This is a genomic window from Raineyella sp. LH-20 (assembly GCF_033110965.1).
GTDB lineage: Bacteria > Actinomycetota > Actinomycetes > Propionibacteriales > Propionibacteriaceae > Raineyella.
The window spans coordinates 1,622,446-1,640,667 of sequence record NZ_CP137003.1; the positions used below are offsets into that span (position 1 = coordinate 1,622,446).

Consider the following 18,222-nt stretch of genomic DNA (forward strand, 5'->3'; position numbering starts at 1 on the left):
GCCTGTGCCGGTGCTGTGAGGTCATGGTCGTCGCCGACGCCGGAGTGGTGTCGGAGCCGGTGGCTAGGATGTGGCGCATGACCGAGGTCACTGTCACCCGCAACGATGCCGAAGGGCGCTACGAGGCCCGCGTCGACGGCGCGCTCGCGGGGTTCGCGGAGTTCCAGCTCGCCACGAACCTGATCGTCTTCAGCCACACCGAGACCCTGCCTGCCTTCGAGGGCAAGGGGGTGGGCTCGGCCCTGGCGGAGACCGCGCTCAACGACGTACGAGCCGAGGGGGATCGGGAGGTGCTGGCCATCTGCCCGTTCATCAACGGCTGGATGCATCGTCATCCCGACTATCTGGACCTGCTCTACAAGGGCCACAGCCGCGGCGAGCAGGAGCAGGTCGAGCAGGACTGACCCATCCGACGGGGGTGGGTCGAGGGGAACGGCGCCTGTGGAGCCGTCGGGGACGGAGCCTTTCCGGGAGGGAGAGCCGGGTGGATCGTACGAGCCTGCTGACCCAGCGCCTGGCCACCCAACGGCTGACCGCGGACCCTGTCGATCCGGTGCGGGTCGTCGGCGAGGCGCTCGCCGTCCAGGCGCAGGACGCCCCGATGGCGCGCTGGTCGATCGGGATGCGGTCGGCCGTCGATGACGATGTCGTCGCCCGCGCGGTGGACCAGGGGCGGCTGGTCCGCACCCACGTGCTGCGCCCCACCTGGCACTACGTACGTCCCGAGGACCTGCGCTGGCTGTTGGCGGTCAGCGCCGCCCGGATCGAGCGGTCGATGGGGGCACGGCACCGCCAACTGCGGATCACCGAGCCGGTGCTGGACGAGGCGTTCGCGGTGCTGCGCGGGGTGCTCACCGAGCAGGGACCGTCGACCCGCCGGCAGCTGCACCCGCTGCTGCCGACCACCGGCTTTCCGGAGCAGGGCCAGGTGGTGGGACACCTGCTGATGGTGGCCGAGCTGCGCGAACTGATCGTGTCCGGTCCGTCGGCAGACGGTCAGCACACGTACGTGTTGATGGACGGTCTCGTCCCTGCCACGCCGGAGCGGCCGCGCGAGGATCTGGTGCGCGAGCTCGCCGCACGGTTCTTCGCCGGCCACGGTCCGGCGAGCGTCCGGGAACTCACTCGCTGGGCGGCGGTCACCCAAGCCGAGGTGCGGGCCGCGCTCGGGGAGCTGGGTCTGTCCTCGGCGACGGTGGAGGGGGTGGAGCTGTGGTGGGATCCGGCCGCGGAGGTGGCGGAGACCCGGCCGCGGCGGGCACACCTGCTGCCGACCTTCGACGAGGCCACCCTGAGTTACCTGGCGCCCTCGTGGGAACGGGTCCCCGGCCACCCCAAGGGCAATCAGCCGCCGACGTACGCCCGGGTCGGCGGCGGAGTGGTGATCTGCGATCTGGCGGAGGTCGGGCTCTGGCAGCGACGGGCCACCGGAGCGACGACTCGGGTCACCCTCGACCTCAGCCCGTCGGTGTCGTCCGACCAGCGGGCGGCCATCCTGGCCGAGGCGCAGCGCCTTGCGGACTTCGAAGGTCGGCCGCTGGAGCTGGACTCCTGAGCGAGGGCGACGGCTGCCGATGTCGCCGCCGCCCCCCGCACCGTACGGCGTTCCGTGTGGCACGGCGTCCCGAGGGTGGTCCGGTGCGTCTGCCGAGCGGTGTGCGCCGGGAATCAGTGCGGTTCGGACGGGGCCTGGCCGGCGACCGGGCCGTCGCCGAGCGGCCGGACCAGCCACACCACGTCCCGCCAGGCGCCGTGCTTGAACCCGATCGACGGGAGCAGGGCGACCTGGGTGAAGCCGAACGCCCGGTGCAGCGCCATGCTGGCGTCGTTGGGCTGGGTGATCACCGCGACGGCGGTCCGGTAGCCGCGTTGCGTCAGCCGGTCGAGCAGGGTGCTGTAGAGGCGCGAGCCGATGCCCTGTCCGCGGGTGCCGGCGGCCAGATAGACGCTGGTCTCGCACGACCAGCGGAAGGCGACCCGCTCCTTGAAGCGCCCGGCGTACGCGTAGCCCAGCACCTGGCCGTCGACCTCGGCGACGAGCCAGACCCAGTGCTCGGCAGCCTTCGCCATCCGGCCGGCCATCTCCTCGGCGGACGGTGCGACCTCCTCGAACGTGATGGTGGTGCCGTCGACATAGGGGGCGTAGATCGCGGCACAGGCCGCCGCGTCGGAGGGGACGGCGTCGCGGATGACCACCGGCCCGGACGTGCCCGGGGCAGCTGAGGAATCAAGGGGGGTGACGTCGTCACGGACCACGGGAGCCATGGGCCGATGGTAGGCCCGGGCCCCAGGTGGGCCGTGACGAGGTCCGGCGGGCGACACCGGATGATGTCGCCCGCCGGATCGGTCGGAGGGAGAAGGGGAGGTCGGAGGGTGGCGGTCAGATGGTGGGGGTCAGATGGTGAAGTCGCCCGGCTTCGGCTGGTCGGACGGGGTGGTCTCGTCGGGAGCGGCGGACCCGGCGGCCTGCTCGGGTGTGTCCGCGGCGGGGGCCTCCTCGGTCGTGGTTTCGGCCGGCGAGGTCGGCTCGTCACCCTCGTGCTTCTCCAGCTTCTCGCTCAGGGTCTCGCGGCCCTTCTCGATGACGTCGTCGATCTGGTCGACGGTCTCCTTGACGACTTTGGCCACCTTGTCGAGCGTCTCGTCCAGGTTGAGCTTCTTCTTGGCCTCGTCGAAGTTGAATCCCATGTCAGTGCTCCCGTGATCGTCCTGCCGGGCGGACCGGCTGCGTTGGTTCAAGGCTAGGCCGTGCCACGGCTCAGCGGTCCTGTCGGAGCGGTGGATCGGGGACTTCTGGGTGCTCGGCGACGACCTGCTCCGGGTGCCCTGGGGGATCCTCCCCTCCGCGCCGGCGCAGTCCCGCGCCGACGTGCTGCGGTGCCTGATCCGGCGGCCCCCCGCCCGTCGCACAGCGTCCGCACGTGGATCCCTCATCGGACGCTTGGTCGCAGTGAGCACGATGGAGGCGTTCCGTCCTGTCAGCATCCGGGAGCGCTCGTGGTCACGCTCGTCGTCGCCCTGGTCATCGGTCTGGTGACCTTCGCCGTGGGCCGTGACTGGCCCGGCACCCGACGGCTGCACGCCGTGTGGCTGCGCCGGGGACCGGCGATCGGCCGTTACGTACGCACCGCGCCGGCCACTTTCGTCACGCTGGCCGTCCTCGGGGTGACCACCTGGATCCTGGCCGGCACGGGCAACCGGCTCACCACCGCGCTGCTGCGCGACATGAGCACCAACCTGCACCAGCTGCAGTCCCAGCCGATGACCGTGCTGGTGCGCAGTGCCTTCTGGGCCACCCCGACCGAGATGATCGGCTGGCTGGTGCTGTTCACCCTGGTCGCCGCACCCGTCGAACACTGGCTCGGCACCCGTGCCTGGCTGGTGGTCTTCTGGGCCGGCCACATCGGGGCGACCCTGATCGTCGCCGTGCTGCTCTCGATCGGGGTCAGTTCTGGGCGGGTCCCCGCGACCGTCGCGAACACCATCGATGTCGGCGCGAGCTATGCGTTCTTCTGCCTCGCCGCGGTGGGCACGTACGGTCTGCGCGGCCGATGGCGCCTCGGCTGGGCCGGGGTCGTCCTGGCGTACGTGGTGCAGGGAGTGTTCACCGCGCCCGGATTCACCGCGTCAGGACATGCCCTCGCGGCCGCCATCGGCTTCGCGATCGGACCGGTGTTCCTCCGACGGCCCGCGGCGACCGGCTGGCCGGTGAGCGGGCTGGAGGCGGTCGGCGTACGGTTCGCCCGCGCAGTCCGGGTCGTCCGGGGCGACCGCGCCGTCCAGGGCCCGCGCAGTCGGGGGCTTCCGCGCCCTCCGGGTCTCAGTGCCCCCGGACCGACGACGGCCTCCGGCCCGGGGCCGGCGGTGGATCCCCGTCCCGGAGCAGCGGTGGGCTCCGGCTCTCGCCCGACCGTGCGGCCCGACGCCCGTACGGTGCTGGACTCCGAGGTCAGCCGGCCGTTGCGGAACGCGCCGGTTCAGGTCCCAGCACCTCGGCGAGCCGAGGGCTGAGGAACCGGCCCTGCGGATCCAGCCGGGCCCGCACCGTACGGAACTCCTCGAAGCGCGGCAGCGTGGTGAGGTCGAACAGGTCGGCGTCGAAGTACTTGCCCCAGTGCGGCAGGCCGCCGTGGGCGGCGAGGACCCGCTGGATGTCGCGCAGCAGGGTGACCGAGCCGTCCGGGACCGAGCCGTCCGGGCGCTGGTAGACCACGAAACCGAACCAGACCACCTCCCGCGCGTACGCCGACGACAACCAGGCCCGCGACGGACCGGTGGGGCGCAGGATGACCGGGTAGTGCATCCGGAACGGCGAGGCGGCGATCACTCGGTGCAGGTCGGCCGCTGCGGCGTCGAACCGGTCCAGCGGGACGCCCACCTCCATGTTGATCTGCGGAGCCGGGATGCCGTTGCGGAAGATCTCGACCAGGTCGCCGGTGGTGTCGGAGTAGTCGAAGAACCGCCCGACCGTACGCTGCGGGGCGGCATCGTTGTCGTGGTCGCCGGTGTCGTCGCCGAGCCGGGCCTGGGTCGCCTCGAGGAGAGGGTTGAGGTCGGTGTGCGGGGTGGTCGAGTGGCAGTCCGGGTGAGTCGATGTGCCGTACGGCGCCAGCGGGCGTACCTCCCAGACGTGGACGCGATCCTCCTCGACCCACCACCAGGCCTTCACGTGGGCCGAGCGGTGGTTCCAGGCCGTGAAGCCGTCGCGCAGCTCCGTGCCGGAGGTCGTGTATTTGGTGCAGTGGTAGCGGGCGTTGGGGCGGACGGCCAGGGTCACCGTGGTGAGCGCGCCGAGACCGCCGAGGTGCAGCAGGAACGCCCCGAACTCGTCGTCCTCGGCGGTCACCGTGTGCTCGGTGCCGTCGGCCGCCACGTACGTCAGCGCGAGGACGGCGTCGGCCAGCAGCCCCTCGCCCAGACCCTGGGCATGCGTGCCGGTGCCGAGCGCCCCGGCCACCGTCTGCTCGGTGATCACCGGCGGGCAGACCGGCAGGGTCAGGCCCCACTCGCGGACGTGTTCCCAGACCTCGCCGAGGGTGCAGTCGGCCGTCACGGTCACCGAATCCCGGTCCAGCCGGAGGATCCGCGGGCCGATGCTGCGCAGGTGGACGGCGAGGCCGTCGGTGCCGTCGATCAGCGTCGGGTAGCTGAACCGCGAGCCCAGCAGCTGCACCCGGGCCTCCGGGTGGGTGGCCAGCAGGGCGGCGAGACCGCCGGCACCCTGCACGGCGTACGAATGCTCCGGCAGGGCGAGGATCGAGGTCCCGCACCAGTTGCGGGTCGGCAGGTCGGCGGGCGTCGTCACCGCAGCATCATGCCATCCGGCACGTCGGCCGGCAGGCGGTTCGCCATCGTGCGGTTCAGGCGCCGAGGACGCCGGTGCCCTCGCCGATCAACAGCAGGCCGAAGAGCACGAACAAGGCGGCGGCGCCGTACTTGATCGCCTTCTCGGGAAGCTTCCGCTTGAGGATGAAGCCGACCAGGATGGCCAGGGCATCGGCGGCGACCATGCCGACGGTCGACCCGATCCAGGTCCAGAACCAGTTCTCCTGGGTGGCCAGGGTGATGGTGGCGAGCATGGTCTTGTCACCGAGTTCGGCGAGGAAGAAGGCGGTGCCGACGGCGACCAGCGAGAAGCCCTTCGCGTTACGGGCCTTGTCGGCCTCGGCATCGGTGAGTTCGTCGCCGCGCAGCGTCCACACGGCGAAGATCAGGAAGGCGATGCCGGCCACCACCGCGATGGAGCCCTGCCACTGACCGAACACGTCGCCGACGAAGAAGCCGATCCCGACCGACACCAGGTGGACCACGGCGGTCGCGATGCTGATGCCGATCAGCACGTCGCGGGGACGGTAACGGGCGGCGAAGGTCATCGCCATCAACTGGCTCTTGTCGCCGAGCTCGGCGACGAAGATGACGGCGATGCTGAGAAGCAGGGCGTACACGGGGGTGTCCTCTCCGGGCGGCCGCAGGCACCCGGGCAAGGGATGACTCCGACCGTCCCTCCGATGGGTGGGGCAAACGGCCGAAAGTCTCGTCCGCCATCGGAGATGGCCGGTCGCGCCGGGCAGGAGCCAGTGTGTCGACGCGACTGTTGGGGACTACTCCCTTTCGACCGGAATACTACGTCGCGGAGCCGGGATCCTCGACATCGGGTCGGCGATCATCGGGTGTGTCGGCCCGCGAGGGGCTTGGGTGCGTCTGTGGCAATACCCCGGACGTGATTGTCGACAAGGTGTCAGCCGCTGGGCTTGGGTGCGTCCCTTGGCATGGCGGGAATCCTGGTGTGGCCCGCCGCAGATGCGGCCCCTTCTGCCAGCCGCGGCTGTTTCAGTCAGCTGCGGCCCGCCGGCAGGCCGCAGCTGACTGAAGGCGCGGCGGCTGGCAGACACCCGCGCGTCTGCGAGGGCGACGGCTGACTGAAGGCGCGGCGGCTGGCAGACACCCGCGCGTCTGCGAGGGCGACGGCTGACTGAAGGCGCGGCGGCTGGCAGACACCCGTGCGTCTGCGAGGGCGACGGCTGACTGAAGGCGCGGCGGCTGGCAGACACCCGCGCGTCTGCGGCAGAACGACGTCACCCAGGGCCTTCGGATCGACCCGCTCCACGCCGTGAACGCGGTATCTCCACGACGTCGACGACCTCTGCCTCTCGCCCGTGCAGATGTGTCTGTCATTCAGCACAAACGTACGGGCGAGGTGAAGAGCTGAGCGTTTGTGTGTGAGGGAGGCCGCGCAGCGAGGTCCCATGGCCAACTCGACGTGAGGAACCGTGCCGGGGTGGCCCCGGTGGCAGGTATCGGCGACCGGCCTGGGGTTGTCGCCCGATGGCCCGGTTCGATCAGATGGCCCGGTTCGATCAGATGGCCCGGTCAGTGGGTGTCCGGTCGGTGGGTGTCTGGTCGGGGGGTGTCCGATCGGGGGTGTCCGATCAGGCAGCCGACGCGGCGTACGTCACTCCCGGGGCCGGACCGGATGCTCGCTCAGGATCGAGACACGGTTGTAGACGTTCATCCTGATCGCCGACCACTGCAGCGCGGAGAACTGTTCATCGGTCAGCACGTCACGGGCGCGAGCCAACTCGGCCTTGCGTACGTCCGGGTCGGGCAGCAGGGTGGCCGCTTCGCCGATGGCCAGGGCGGCGCGTTCGAAGTCGGTGAACAACTCGCCCGCCTCCCGCCAGGCGGACAGCACGGCGAGCTGTTGGGCGGTGATGCCGGCGCCGGCGGCCTTGCGGGCGTGGACGTCGAGGCAGTAGGCGCAGCCGTTGAGCTGTGAGATCCGCAGATTCATCAGTTCGATCACGGCCAACTGGATGCCGGCCGCGTGCACCGCACGCTGGATGGTGTCGGACCAGGCGTTGCCAGCGGCCCAGCTCGCGGGATCGGACTTGTCCAGGTAGAAGCGCGCCATGCCGATCAGCGTAGTCGGGGCGCGGATCCGGCCGGCCCGGCTGTCGAGGTGACCTGGCCGGCCCGGCTGTCGAGGTGACCTGGCCGGCCCGGCTGTCGAGGTGACCTGGCCGGCCCGGCTGTCGAGGTGACCTGGTCGACCCGGCTATCGATGTGACCTGGCCAGCCCGGCTGTCGATGTGATCTGGTCGACCCTCCGGCACAGCGTCGGCACAGAACCGTGACATCACCGCACTAGCGGTCCTTCCTACCGTCGATTCACTACTACCGGCTTCGTAAGGAGGACCATGTTCGGTCTGACGGTCCGTCGGGAATTGACCCGACGGCGCAAGGAAACGATCATCATCGCGCTCGGGATGGCGGTGGCCACCGCGCTGCTGATCGTCCTGAGCGGTGTCTCGGCGGGGATACGCAGCGGTCAGTCCCACGTGCTCCAGTCGCTGTACGGGGTGGGGACCGACATCACCGTACGCCAGGTCGCTGCTCCCGGGAGTGGCGCAACCCCGGGCCAGCGGTTCGAGTTCGACCGCGGCCAGGGCTCCACCCAGAACGGCACCACCTCGCTGCAGTCCAGCCGGCTGGAGACGTCGCGAGGCAGTTCGACGCTCGACGCCGCCACGGTCGACACGGCGCGCGGGGCCACCGGGGTGTTCGCGGCGGCCGGCGTGCTCAACCTCAACCTGATGAACTTCTCCGGTGAGCTGCCGACCGGCACCTCGTCGGTGCCGGCACAGGGCTCGAGGACCGCCCAGGGAGGGACGCCCGGCGGCGGGTTCGGCGGCGGCAGCTTCGGCTTCCAGCAGACCTCGGTGTCGGGTGTCGACCCGGCCTCGACCGAGCTCGGCCCGCTGGCCTCGGCCACCATCACCTCGGGCCGAGCGCTCGCAGCCTCGGACAACGACCAGGCCGTCGCCGTGATCAGCGCGACCTACGCCAGCACACAGAGCCTGAACGTCGACAGCACGATCACCATCGGCACCAGCACGGTCAAGGTGGTCGGGATCGCCTCCTCCGACTCGACCACCCTGTCGGACATCTACCTGCCACTCGGCTTCGCCCAGAGCGCTTCGGGGGAGACCGGCAAGGTGAACGAGATCTACGTACGCGCCACCTCCGCCAGCCAGGTGGACGCCGCTGCGGCCGCGCTGCGCGCGGCGCTGCCCTCGACGACCGTCTCGACCCAGTCGGACCTCGCCTCGTCGGTCTCCGGATCGCTGGCCTCCGCCGCGAAGCTGACCGAGGGATTGGGCCAGTGGGTCTCCGTGGCCACCCTGGTGCTCGCCTTCCTACTGGCGATCCTCTTCACCCTGTCGGGTGTCAACCGCCGCACCCGTGAGCTCGGCACCCTGAAGGCCATCGGCTGGTCGAACAACCGGGTGATCGGGCAGATCACCGGCGAGGCGGCCGTACGTGCCGCGATCGGCGGACTGGTCGGCATCGTGCTCGGCATCGGCAGCATCGAGATCCTCAACACCGTCGGGATCACCCTGTCCGGATCGGCAGGTCTCGGATTCGGCCGACCCGGCGGCGGGGGCGGCATGCCGAGAATGCCCGGTGGCATCGCGAGCGCGGCGGCCGCCGGCGGGCAGCCGGTCGGTGCGGCCGCCGGGACCACCGCCAACGCGGTCCAGGTGATCCTGCACAGTCCGGTCCAGCCGGTCGTGCTGGCCCTCGGTCTCGCGGCGGCCGTCATCGGCGGCCTGCTGGCCGGACTGATCGGCGGATCACGCGCGGCCCGATTGAGCCCCGCCGTCGCCCTGCGAAGCATGGATTGAGGAGCACAACGATGTACCAGCTGTCACACGTCAACAAGACCTACCAGGGCAAGCGGACCGTGGTCGCGCTGAGGGACGTCGACCTGGAGATCCCCGACGGTCAGATGGTGGCCATCCAGGGACCCACCGGGGGAGGCAAGTCGACCCTGTTGCAGATGCTCGGCGGACTGGACCGCCCCACCGGCGGCCGGGTGGCGATGGCGGGCGATGACCTGGCCGCCATGAAGGAAGGGGCGTTGACCAAGGTCCGCGCCGACGAGATCGGCTTCGTCTTCCAGGCGTTCAACCTGATCCCGACCCTGTCGGCCCGGGAGAACGTCGAGTGCGCCCTCGTCCCGGGGCGGGTGTCAGCGGCCGATCGGCGCCGACGGGCCCAGGAGGCACTCGAGGCGGTGGGATTGGGCAGTCGCGCGGACCATCTGCCGGGCGAGCTGTCCGGCGGGCAGCAGCAGCGTGTCGCGATCGCCCGGGCACTGGTCAAGGACCCCAAGGTGCTGCTCGCCGACGAACCGACCGGCAACCTGGACGAAGCCATGCGGGACGAGATCATGGAACTCCTGGAGACCTACTGGCGCGACAACCAGCTGACCATGGTGATCGTCACCCACGATTCAGCCGTCGCGGCACGCGCCCAGCGCCGGCTGCGGATCGTGGCCGGTGAGGTCTCCGAGGGCTGACCGCGGGCGCGGCGGCGCCGGTCTCGTCGGGGCCCGACGTTCCGGAACGCAACAGCGTGGGCCGAGAACCAACGGTGCGGTCCGAGCAACCAACAGTGTGATCCGGGCCACGGCGATAGACGGAGCCTATGGCGCGATAGCACAAGTTCGATCGAAATCGTCTATCGAAGTCAGGTCAACCGATATAAGGTCTGTATTGCAGTCAGCAAGTCGTCTACTCAAAGGGGTTCACCCGATGTCGCTCATGAACACCAAGATCCTGCCGTTCACCACGCAGGCCTTCCACCAGGGCAAGTTCGTCGAGGTTTCCGAGAAGGACACCGCCGGCAAGTGGTCGGTCTTCTTCTTCTACCCGGCCGACTTCACCTTCGTCTGCCCGACCGAGCTCGGCGACATGGCCGACCACTACGAGGAGCTGCAGAAGCTGGGCGTCGAGGTCTTCTCCGTGTCCACCGACTCGCACTTCGTGCACAAGGCCTGGCACGACTCGTCGGAAGAGGTCGGCAAGATCCAGTACTTCATGCTGGGTGACTCCAACGGCACCATCACCAACAACTTCGACAACATGCGTCCGGGTGCCGGCCAGGCCGACCGCGCGACGTTCCTCGTCGACCCCGAGGGCACCATCCAGTACATCGAGACGACCGCCGAGGGCATCGGCCGTGAGGCCGGCCAGCTGATCCGCAAGATCAAGGCCGCTCAGTACGTCGCCGCCCACCCGGGTGAGGTCTGCCCGGCCAAGTGGGAAGAGGGCGAAGCCACCCTCACCCCCGGCATCGACCTCGTCGGCAAGATCTGATCCTCGTCGATCTGAGTACCAGCCGAGGGTGAGTGGTGGGTGCCCGGTCCGGCCGGGCACCCACCGTCCCGCTCATCGCCCGCCCGTACGCCTGATCTCGCCCGTACGCCGGATCCCGCTCGTACGTCGCGGCTTCCCACCATCGCCTCCGCGCCCCAGCGGCGCGTCATCCGTCGACCCCGCATCCTGGAGGACCCCATGCTCGACGCCACCCTCAAGAACCAGCTGCAGCGGCAGTACCTCACCCTGCTCACCGAGCCGATCGAGCTCGTCAGCTCCCTGGACGACCGTCCGAAGTCGCGGGAGATGGCCGAACTGCTCGAGGAGATCGCCGGGCTGTCGGACAAGGTCACCTATCGCCGGGCCGACGACGACGTACGCCGTCCGTCCTTTGCGATCACCCGCCCGGGCGCCGACATCTCCATCCGCTTCGCCGGCATCCCGATGGGGCACGAGTTCAGCTCGCTGGTCCTCGCCCTGCTCCAGGTCGGCGGCGTGCCGGTCAAGGAGGACGCCGAGACGATCGAGGCGGTCAAGGGTCTCGAGGGCGACTACGAGTTCGTCACGTACATGTCGCTGACCTGCCAGAACTGCCCGACCGTCGTCCAGGCGCTGAACGCGATGGCTGTCCTCAACCCGCGGATCAAGCACACCGCCGTCGAGGGGTCGCTGTTCCAGGACGAGATCGAGGAGCGTCGCATCCTCGCCGTCCCCACGATCTACCTGAACGGTGAGGAGTGGGGCTCGGGACGTACGGACATGAAGCAGTTCGTCGAGCGTCTCGACCACCACGCCGCGGCGCGCACCGCTGCGAAGCTCGACGAGCGCGACCCGTACGACGTGCTGGTCGTCGGCGGCGGGCCGGCCGGCGCCGCGGCCGCCATCTACGCCGCCCGCAAGGGCATCCGCACCGGGATGGCCTGCGAGCGGATCGGTGGCCAGGTGCTCGACACGATGACCATCGAGAACCACATCTCGCAGGTCCGCACCGAGGGCCCCACCCTGGGCGCGGCGTACGGCCAGCATATGAGCGCGTACGACATCGACCAGATCGCCGGCGTCCGGGCCACCGGGCTGGTGCCCGGCCTGGACGGCGACCTGCACACCGTCGAGTTCGAGGGCGGCGGCTCGCTGCGGGCGCGGATGGTGATCCTGGCTGCCGGCGCCCGGTGGCGTACGCTCGGCGTCCCCGGCGAGGCCGACTACCGCAACAAGGGTGTCTCGTTCTGCCCGCATTGCGACGGGCCGCTGTTCAAGGGCAAGCCGATCGCCGTGGTCGGCGGCGGCAACTCCGGTGTCGAGGCCGCGATCGACCTGGCCGGCGTCGCCGAGAGCGTCACCGTCCTGGAGTTCCTCGACCAGCTCAAGGCCGACGAGGTGCTGCTGCGGAAGCTGGACAGCCTGCCCAACGCCGAGGTGATCACCTCGGCCCGGACCACCCAGGTGGACGGCGACGGTGGGCAGATGACCGGCCTGCAGTACGAGGACCGGACGAGCGGGGAGCTGCGCACCCTGGACGTCGACGGGGTGTTCGTCCAGATCGGCCTGCTGCCCAACACCGACTGGCTGAAGGGCTCGGTCGAGCTCACCCCGCGCGGCGAGGTCGTCATCAACGAGAAGGGCGAGACGAGCATCCCGGGCATCTACGGCGCCGGCGATTGCACGACGGTCCCGTTCAAGCAGATCGTGGTCGCCGAGGGGTCCGGTGCCACCGCGGCGCTGAGCGCCTTCGAGCATCTGATCCGCACCACGGCCCCCGCCGTCGCCTCACTCTGATGCACCGATGAACCTGCGTGACCTCGAGTACCTCGTGGCCTTGCACGAGCATCGCCACTTCGGCCGCGCGGCCGCGGCGTGCTTCGTCAGCCAGCCGACGCTGTCGACCCAGGTGCGCAAACTGGAGGCCGAGCTCGGTGTGGAGCTGATCGAGCGCAGCTCGCGCAGTGTCATCTTCACCGCCGTCGGGGAAGCGGTCGTCGTCCGGGCCGGCCGCATCCTCGCCGACGCCGAGGACATCCGGGGGCTGGCCCGACAGGCCCGCAAGCCGCACGCCGGCACCATCCGGCTCGGACTGTTCCCGACGCTGGGGCCCTACCTGCTGCCGCACATCGTTCCCGAACTGCGTCACCGGTTCCCCGGGCTGGAGATCCTCCTGGTGGAGGAGAAGACCGCTGTGCTGTTGGACGAACTGCGCAGTGGAGCGCTCGACGCCGCCGCGGTGGCGCTGCCGGTGGTCGATGAGACCCTGCACATCGAGCCGCTCTTCCGGGAGGACTTCGTCTTCGCAGCCCCGGTCGGCGACGCGGTCGCCGAGGGCGACGGGCCGCTCGATCCGGCGGCGCTGGACGGGGAGGACCTGCTGCTGCTGACCGAGGGGCACTGTCTGCGCGACCAGGCCCTGGAGATCTGCGCCGAGACCGGGGCCACCGAGCACGTCGGCTTCCGGGCGACGAGTCTGGAGACGCTGCGGCACATGGTGGCCGCAGGGGTCGGCGCGACGTTGCTGCCCGAGCTCGCCGTCTCCGCTCCGGTGACCCCCAATCCGGGGATCGCCCTGCGGCGCTTCCAGGAGCCGGCGCCGCACCGCGACATCGCCCTGCTGTGGCGGCGGACCAGCGTCTTCCGTGACCTGTTGCCGGAGATCGCGGCGGTGCTGCGTGATCTCCCGGGTGGGCTGGTACGTCCGCTGGCCGCCTGAGGGACCGTACGTACGCAGACAGCCTGAGGGACCGTACGTCCGCAGACGAACAGCCGCGGATCCCGGGCCACGGCGATGGTTTCGCTGTGGTGGTGCGGGATCCGCGGCTGTGGTGCAGCGGGTGCGACCGGTGTGGCGCTTGCTGGCGTGGTCGCGGCGGCGCTGCCGGCGCGGAGTGACGGCTCCGACTCAGGCGTTCGTCTTCTTGCTGCGCAGCGGGCCCCAGCCGAGGATGCCGAGGATCACGGCGACGACGATCGCGGCGATGCCGACGTACAGAGCGATCTGGCCGACGAGCCACCAGGCGTAGGCGTTCAGCAGCGCGCCGCGCAGCATGTCACCCTGGAAGAGGGACGTCTTCAGGTCGGCGAGCTTCTTCACCTGGGCCGGATCGGCGTTCGGATCCTTCGCCAGTGCGCTGCCGGCGCTGGAGATCTCGCTGTAGCTCTTGCCCTGGCTCGAGGCGTTCATGTGCACCAGGATGTAGTGGTTGGCGTAGGCTTGGGCCTTCGGGCCACTGTCGAGCGGGGTGCCGGCGTACTTGGTCAGGTTCGCCTTCATCTCGTCGGTGGTGAGGGCGGCTCCGGCGGGCATCGTGATCCGCTCCTGGCTCAGCTGGCCCTTCACGTAACCGTTGGCGAAGTTGCCGCCGATGATGGCGGCGATGCCCACGACCACCAGCACGACAGCCACCACTCTGCTCAGAACACCGTAGACGACGCGTTCCATGATCGGTCCCTCTTCCTCTCCATTGGTTTGGGGGGTACTCCGTTGCAGTGGGTTGTATGAGTTGCATTGGGTACGAATGAAAAGTACATCACCGGTCGACGTAGTACGACATTCTGTAGGAGAGATACACCTGTGTATTCGAATGGTCAACTTTCCTGTGAGGTCGGATCGCCCGATCCGCGGAATGACGCCAATCGTGGTGTACCCCCGGTGGGTATTCACAGGTAAATGCAAGTGACCTGGGTCACCGCTCGGAGGCCATCTCCGCACCCGTTCCGGCCGCGGATGAGGTCAGCGAGGTCTACCGGGGTGGGGTATCGCCGTCAGCCGCGCAGCCGCGGTCGGGTGGCGTACGACGGTGAGGCGAACCGCTCCGCCGGGTCGCCGCGGGTGGCGACGGCCATGTACGACAGCCAGGTCTTGGCCGGGTAGCCCGAGCCGAAGAAGGTCTGGTCGCCGGGTGCCGAGTACGGGTCGAGGTCGGACTGGCCGTCGGCGCCGGCGACGTACATCACTGCGGTGGAGACCCGTGTCGTGGCGCCGATGAACCAGGCGGCGTAGATCTTGTCCTCCGCGCCGGCGGTGCCGGTCTTGCCGGCGACCGGGAGGCCGAGGGCCGCCGCCGTGGTGCCGGTGCCGGCGCGGGTCACCTGCTGCAAGGCGTACGTGGCGTTGTTGGCGATGTCGGACTCGATCGCCTGCTCGCCCTTGGTCTCGGCGCTGTAGAGCACGGTGCCGTTCATGTCACGCACCTCGCGGACCACGTGCGGGGCATAGCGAGTGCCGCCGTTGGTGATGGTGGCGTACGCGGTGGCCATGTTCAGCGGGCTGACCTCGGGCTCACCGAGGACCATCCGGTCGTAGTTGCCCCAGCCGGTGCCGCTCGGGGCGCCGGCGTCGTTGGCGGCCTTCATCACCTTCTTCGGGCCGTCCTGCATCTGGTGGACCATGTCGACGAAGGCGGTGTTGATCGACTCCTGGGTGGCGTACTGCAGCGACACCGCGGGGCCGTAGTTGGTGTTGAACTCGTTGCGGACCGGCATCGGTTGCCGGTCCAGCTGGAAGGTGTTGCCCTTGAACGTCGACTGCAGGGTGAAGCCGTCCCGCAGTCCGGCGACGACGCCGAACGCCTTGAAGGTCGAGCCGGTCATCCGGGGAGTGGTGGCCCAGTTGCGGGAGTTCTTCACGAAGTCGTCGCCACCGTAGAGGGCCAGCACCTCGCCGGTGCGACTGTCGACGGAGGCGATGGCGGCGTGCAGGTCAGGACTCGGCGACCCGGAGGCGTCGGCCACCGCCTTCTGCTCGTAGCGCTGGGCGGCGTCCTCGGCGGCCTGCTGCGCCTTGGGATCGAAGGTGGTGGTGACCCGCAGTCCGCCGCCGTTGATCTGCGCCTCGCTGAAGCCGACCTTCGTGAGCTCCTGCTCGACCATGTTGACCAGGAAACCCTGCGGGCCGGTGTAGCGCTCGCCGGCGGCCTGCACCGGTGTCGCCGGCATGTGGCCGTGGAACTCGTCGTACTGGGCCGGCGTGATGGTGCCCATCTCCCGCATGCCGGACAGCACGTACTCGTAGCGGGCCTGGAGCCGGGGCAGGTTGTCCTGGTCGACCGACGGGTCGAGGATCGAGGAGTTCTGGATCACCGCCGCCAGCACGGCACTCTGGCCGACCGTGAGGTGCTTGGCGTCGGTGCCGAACCACGCCTGCGCCGCGGCCTGCACGCCGTACGCGTCGCGGCCGAAGAAGACGGTGTTGAGGTAGTCGCCGAGGATCCGGTCCTTGGAGCGGTCGTGGTCGAGCTTCAGGGCGTACGCGATCTCCTTGATCTTGCGGCTGAGCGTACGGTCCTGCGAGAGGTAGACCAGCTTGACGTACTGCTGGGTGATCGTCGACCCGCCCTGCACCTGTTTGCCGCTGATCGTCGCCACCGCCGCCCGGGCCATCCCGGGCACCGAGATGCCGGGGTCGGTCCAGAAGGACCGGTTCTCCGCCGCGATCGCCGCGTTCTTCATCGAGGTGGGGATGTCGCCGTACGGCAGGGTGGTGCGGTTCTGCACCGCCAGGGTGCTCAGCGCGGTCTTGCCGTCGCCGAAGTAGATGGCGGTGGTGTTGCTGGTGAAGTCCGCATTGGTGTGGTCGAGATCGGTGCGGGCGTAGAGCAGGCCGGCGCCGGCCCCGGAGCCCAGCACCACCAGGGCGACGACGGCGACGGCGAGCTGGACCAGCCGACGGCCTCGCGGCAGGCGGTCGCGCAGCCGCAGCGGGGGGTGCGTCGTCTCCGGGTCGAGGTGGGACCAGTGCGACCGCAGCGACACCGCGTCGCCGAAGCTCTCCGGGTCCTCACCGACCCGTTCGTACGACGGCGGGTCCGCCGGCCCGTCCGGACCGTACGCGTGGCGGGCGGCTGCGGCACCGGGGTGGTCGAAGCCGGGGGAGAGGATCCTGCCGAGCGGGCCCCGCTCGGCGAGGCCGCCGGTCACGCCCGCCCCGACCGGTTCCGGGAACAGGGCCGGGCGGTCGGCGAGCACGGTGGCTGTTCCCGCGCTGAGTGCCGCCCCGCCGGCGAGGGCTGTTCCCACGCTGAGTGTCGCCCCGCCGGCGAGGGCTGTTCCCGCGGGGAGTGCTGCGGCCTGCGGGGCGTACGCGTCGGGGGTGGTCGTCCGGGCCGGCGCGGATGGCGGCAGGAGCTCCGCCGGCAGAGCGGAGTGCCCGGTCTCCAGGGCCGACGGGATCCGATCCGGTGGTGGGGTGGGGATCGGGCGCCAGCCGTCCGTCGTGTGCCGCCCGGGCCGGTGGCCGGGGCCGGTCGGAGCGCCGCCCGCCGCCGCGACCCGGTGAGCGTGGAGCCGAGCACGATAGGTCCCTGCCGCGCCGGAGCCCGACCGGCCGTCGCCGAAGGGCGCCGGTTGCGGGATTCCGTGCGACGGGTGACGTACGTCGGTCATGACCACCTCGGGGACCGGGACAGAGAGCGGGCGGTGTGGCGCGGCGCCGGGAGTGACCCCGGGCACTCGCTCACGGTAGTCGATCGATCGGCCCGGGATCGCACGACGCCCCCGGCGGTGCCGAGGGCGTCGTGGCGAGTCACGGGGACGGGTGCCGGGATCAGGAGATGGAGTAGTAGCCGCTGACCGGCATCCAGCTCACCGGGTGCAGCTGGGTGCCCTCGCGCGGATTGAGCGCGGAGATCATCATGCCGTTGCCGACATAGATGCCGATGTGGCCGCCGCCGTTCTGGAGCACCAGGTCCCCGGGCTGCGGGGTGCTGGTGCGGTGGAGAACGCTGGGCTGGGAGGCTGCGGTGCGGGGCAGGCTGATGCCGACCTTGGCGTACACCCACTGGGTGAAGCCGGAGCAGTCCCAACCGCCGAACGAGGTGCCGCCGTACACGTAGGCGGAGCCGATGCCGCTGTAGGCGGCCTTGACGATCGCGGCGCGGGTCGCGGACAGCGAGGAGGTGTCGACCGAGGCGGGACGTGCGGTCGCGACGCCGGTCGAGGTGGTGGAGCCGGTCGAGCCGGCACCGTCGGCCAGGTAACGGCTGGCGACCCAGCGCTTGGCGCCCTGGTAGCTGATCTCGGTCCAGCCGTTGTCGGTGGTGCCGGTGGGGGACACCGAGGTCCCCTTCGGCAGCGTGGTGACGCGGTCGAACTGCAGGCCCGCACCGGTGCGGACGTTCAGGTTGACGGTGGTGTGGCTGGCCGCCGAGCTGGTCGACGCGGCCTTGGCGGTGGTGGTCGTGGTGCCGGTCGGGGAGTAACCCTCGGCGTGGGCGGTCGGGGCTCCGGCGACGCCACCGAGGGTGACGAGACCGGCGACGGCGGCGACACCGGCCAGGCGAGCGGCCGAGGTGTCGGCGAAGCCTGCGCTGTGGGCGGCCACGGCATGGGCGCGCCAGGTGCGGCCGACGGCGAGACCGGCGCTGCGGCGCGGCGTGGTGGACTGGGACTGCGACATGGGGGGCCTCCGTATGCCTGTGGGGTGAGCTGTCGGGTTCGGGTGGGAGGCACCCGGCCTCAGGGGATCGGTGTGATCCCCGTCGGCTTCACCCCTAGGTCGGCCCGGTGGGCCGGCCGCACGTGGTTCCCCCGCTCCTGCCTGGACGTTGATGACAACGGACACGGACGGCGGCAGGAC

Annotated in this window: 16 protein-coding genes and 1 riboswitch; of the genes, 8 read left to right on the top strand and 8 right to left on the bottom strand. The window is 70.3% G+C overall.

Annotated features, from left to right (window positions below; translation table 11 throughout):
• Positions 1-77: 77 nt before the first annotated feature.
• Both R0146_RS07080 and R0146_RS07085 read left to right on the top strand, forming a co-directional pair.
• A complete protein-coding gene (locus tag R0146_RS07080) occupies positions 78-404 on the top strand; it encodes a GNAT family N-acetyltransferase (protein WP_317692159.1) in 327 nt (108 codons plus the stop codon).
• An 80-nt stretch (positions 405-484) separates the two neighbouring features.
• Positions 485-1,555, top strand: coding sequence for a winged helix DNA-binding domain-containing protein (locus R0146_RS07085; RefSeq protein ID WP_317692160.1), 1,071 nt, complete (start codon positions 485-487; stop codon positions 1,553-1,555).
• Positions 1,556-1,668: 113 nt separating this feature from the next.
• Here R0146_RS07085 and R0146_RS07090 read toward each other — a convergent pair whose 3' ends face one another.
• Together R0146_RS07090 and R0146_RS07095 are read right to left on the bottom strand one after the other, a co-directional pair.
• The gene (locus tag R0146_RS07090) at positions 1,669-2,265 is read right to left on the bottom strand and encodes a GNAT family N-acetyltransferase (protein ID WP_317692161.1); all 597 of its coding nucleotides are present in this window, start codon (positions 2,263-2,265) and stop codon (positions 1,669-1,671) included.
• A gap of 129 nt (positions 2,266-2,394) precedes the next feature.
• Positions 2,395-2,688: a hypothetical protein gene (locus R0146_RS07095; protein WP_317692162.1), complete on the bottom strand. Its 294-nt coding sequence runs from the start codon at positions 2,686-2,688 to the stop codon at positions 2,395-2,397.
• A gap of 309 nt (positions 2,689-2,997) precedes the next feature.
• Here R0146_RS07095 and R0146_RS07100 point away from each other — a divergent pair, with 309 nt between their 5' ends.
• The gene (locus R0146_RS07100; RefSeq protein WP_317692163.1) at positions 2,998-4,011 is read left to right on the top strand and encodes a rhomboid-like protein; all 1,014 of its coding nucleotides are present in this window, start codon (positions 2,998-3,000) and stop codon (positions 4,009-4,011) included.
• Here the strand turns inward: R0146_RS07100 and R0146_RS07105 are convergent.
• From R0146_RS07105 to R0146_RS07115, 3 genes are all read right to left on the bottom strand, one after another.
• A complete protein-coding gene (locus R0146_RS07105) occupies positions 3,950-5,305 on the bottom strand; it encodes a D-arabinono-1,4-lactone oxidase (RefSeq protein WP_317692164.1) in 1,356 nt (451 codons plus the stop codon). The genes R0146_RS07100 and R0146_RS07105 overlap by 62 nt on opposite strands.
• 55 nt (positions 5,306-5,360) lie before the next feature.
• Complete coding sequence (locus tag R0146_RS07110) at positions 5,361-5,945, bottom strand: TMEM165/GDT1 family protein (protein WP_317692165.1); 585 nt, start codon at positions 5,943-5,945, stop codon at positions 5,361-5,363.
• Positions 5,946-6,952: 1,007 nt separating this feature from the next.
• On the bottom strand, positions 6,953-7,411 hold the full coding sequence (locus R0146_RS07115; RefSeq protein ID WP_317692166.1) for a carboxymuconolactone decarboxylase family protein: 459 nt from the start codon (positions 7,409-7,411) through the stop codon (positions 6,953-6,955).
• Between the two features lie 286 nt (positions 7,412-7,697).
• Between R0146_RS07115 and R0146_RS07120 the strand changes: the two genes are divergently transcribed.
• The 5 genes from R0146_RS07120 to R0146_RS07140 all read left to right on the top strand — a co-directional run bounded on the left by R0146_RS07120 (position 7,698) and on the right by R0146_RS07140 (position 13,359).
• Entirely contained in the window at positions 7,698-9,185 is a 1,488-nt protein-coding gene (locus tag R0146_RS07120; protein ID WP_317692167.1) for an ABC transporter permease, read from the top strand.
• A gap of 11 nt (positions 9,186-9,196) precedes the next feature.
• Positions 9,197-9,862: an ABC transporter ATP-binding protein gene (locus tag R0146_RS07125; protein WP_317692168.1), complete on the top strand. Its 666-nt coding sequence runs from the start codon at positions 9,197-9,199 to the stop codon at positions 9,860-9,862.
• Between the two features lie 235 nt (positions 9,863-10,097).
• Complete coding sequence (ahpC, locus tag R0146_RS07130) at positions 10,098-10,661, top strand: alkyl hydroperoxide reductase subunit C (RefSeq protein ID WP_317692169.1); 564 nt, start codon at positions 10,098-10,100, stop codon at positions 10,659-10,661.
• A gap of 198 nt (positions 10,662-10,859) precedes the next feature.
• Positions 10,860-12,437, top strand: a complete 1,578-nt coding sequence (gene ahpF, locus R0146_RS07135; RefSeq protein WP_317692170.1) for an alkyl hydroperoxide reductase subunit F — start codon at positions 10,860-10,862, stop codon at positions 12,435-12,437.
• Positions 12,438-12,444: 7 nt separating this feature from the next.
• Complete coding sequence (locus tag R0146_RS07140) at positions 12,445-13,359, top strand: LysR substrate-binding domain-containing protein (RefSeq protein ID WP_317692171.1); 915 nt, start codon at positions 12,445-12,447, stop codon at positions 13,357-13,359.
• Between the two features lie 189 nt (positions 13,360-13,548).
• Here R0146_RS07140 and R0146_RS07145 read toward each other — a convergent pair whose 3' ends face one another.
• The 3 genes from R0146_RS07145 to R0146_RS07155 form a co-directional block, all read right to left on the bottom strand.
• Positions 13,549-14,088, bottom strand: a complete 540-nt coding sequence (locus tag R0146_RS07145) for a hypothetical protein (RefSeq protein WP_317692172.1) — start codon at positions 14,086-14,088, stop codon at positions 13,549-13,551.
• Positions 14,089-14,411: 323 nt separating this feature from the next.
• Complete coding sequence (locus tag R0146_RS07150; RefSeq protein WP_317692173.1) at positions 14,412-17,030, bottom strand: transglycosylase domain-containing protein; 2,619 nt, start codon at positions 17,028-17,030, stop codon at positions 14,412-14,414.
• A gap of 160 nt (positions 17,031-17,190) precedes the next feature.
• A complete protein-coding gene (locus R0146_RS07155) occupies positions 17,191-18,042 on the bottom strand; it encodes a C40 family peptidase (RefSeq protein WP_317692174.1) in 852 nt (283 codons plus the stop codon).
• Between the two features lie 2 nt (positions 18,043-18,044).
• A riboswitch (cyclic di-AMP (ydaO/yuaA leader) is annotated at positions 18,045-18,206 on the bottom strand.
• Positions 18,207-18,222: the final 16 nt, after the last annotated feature.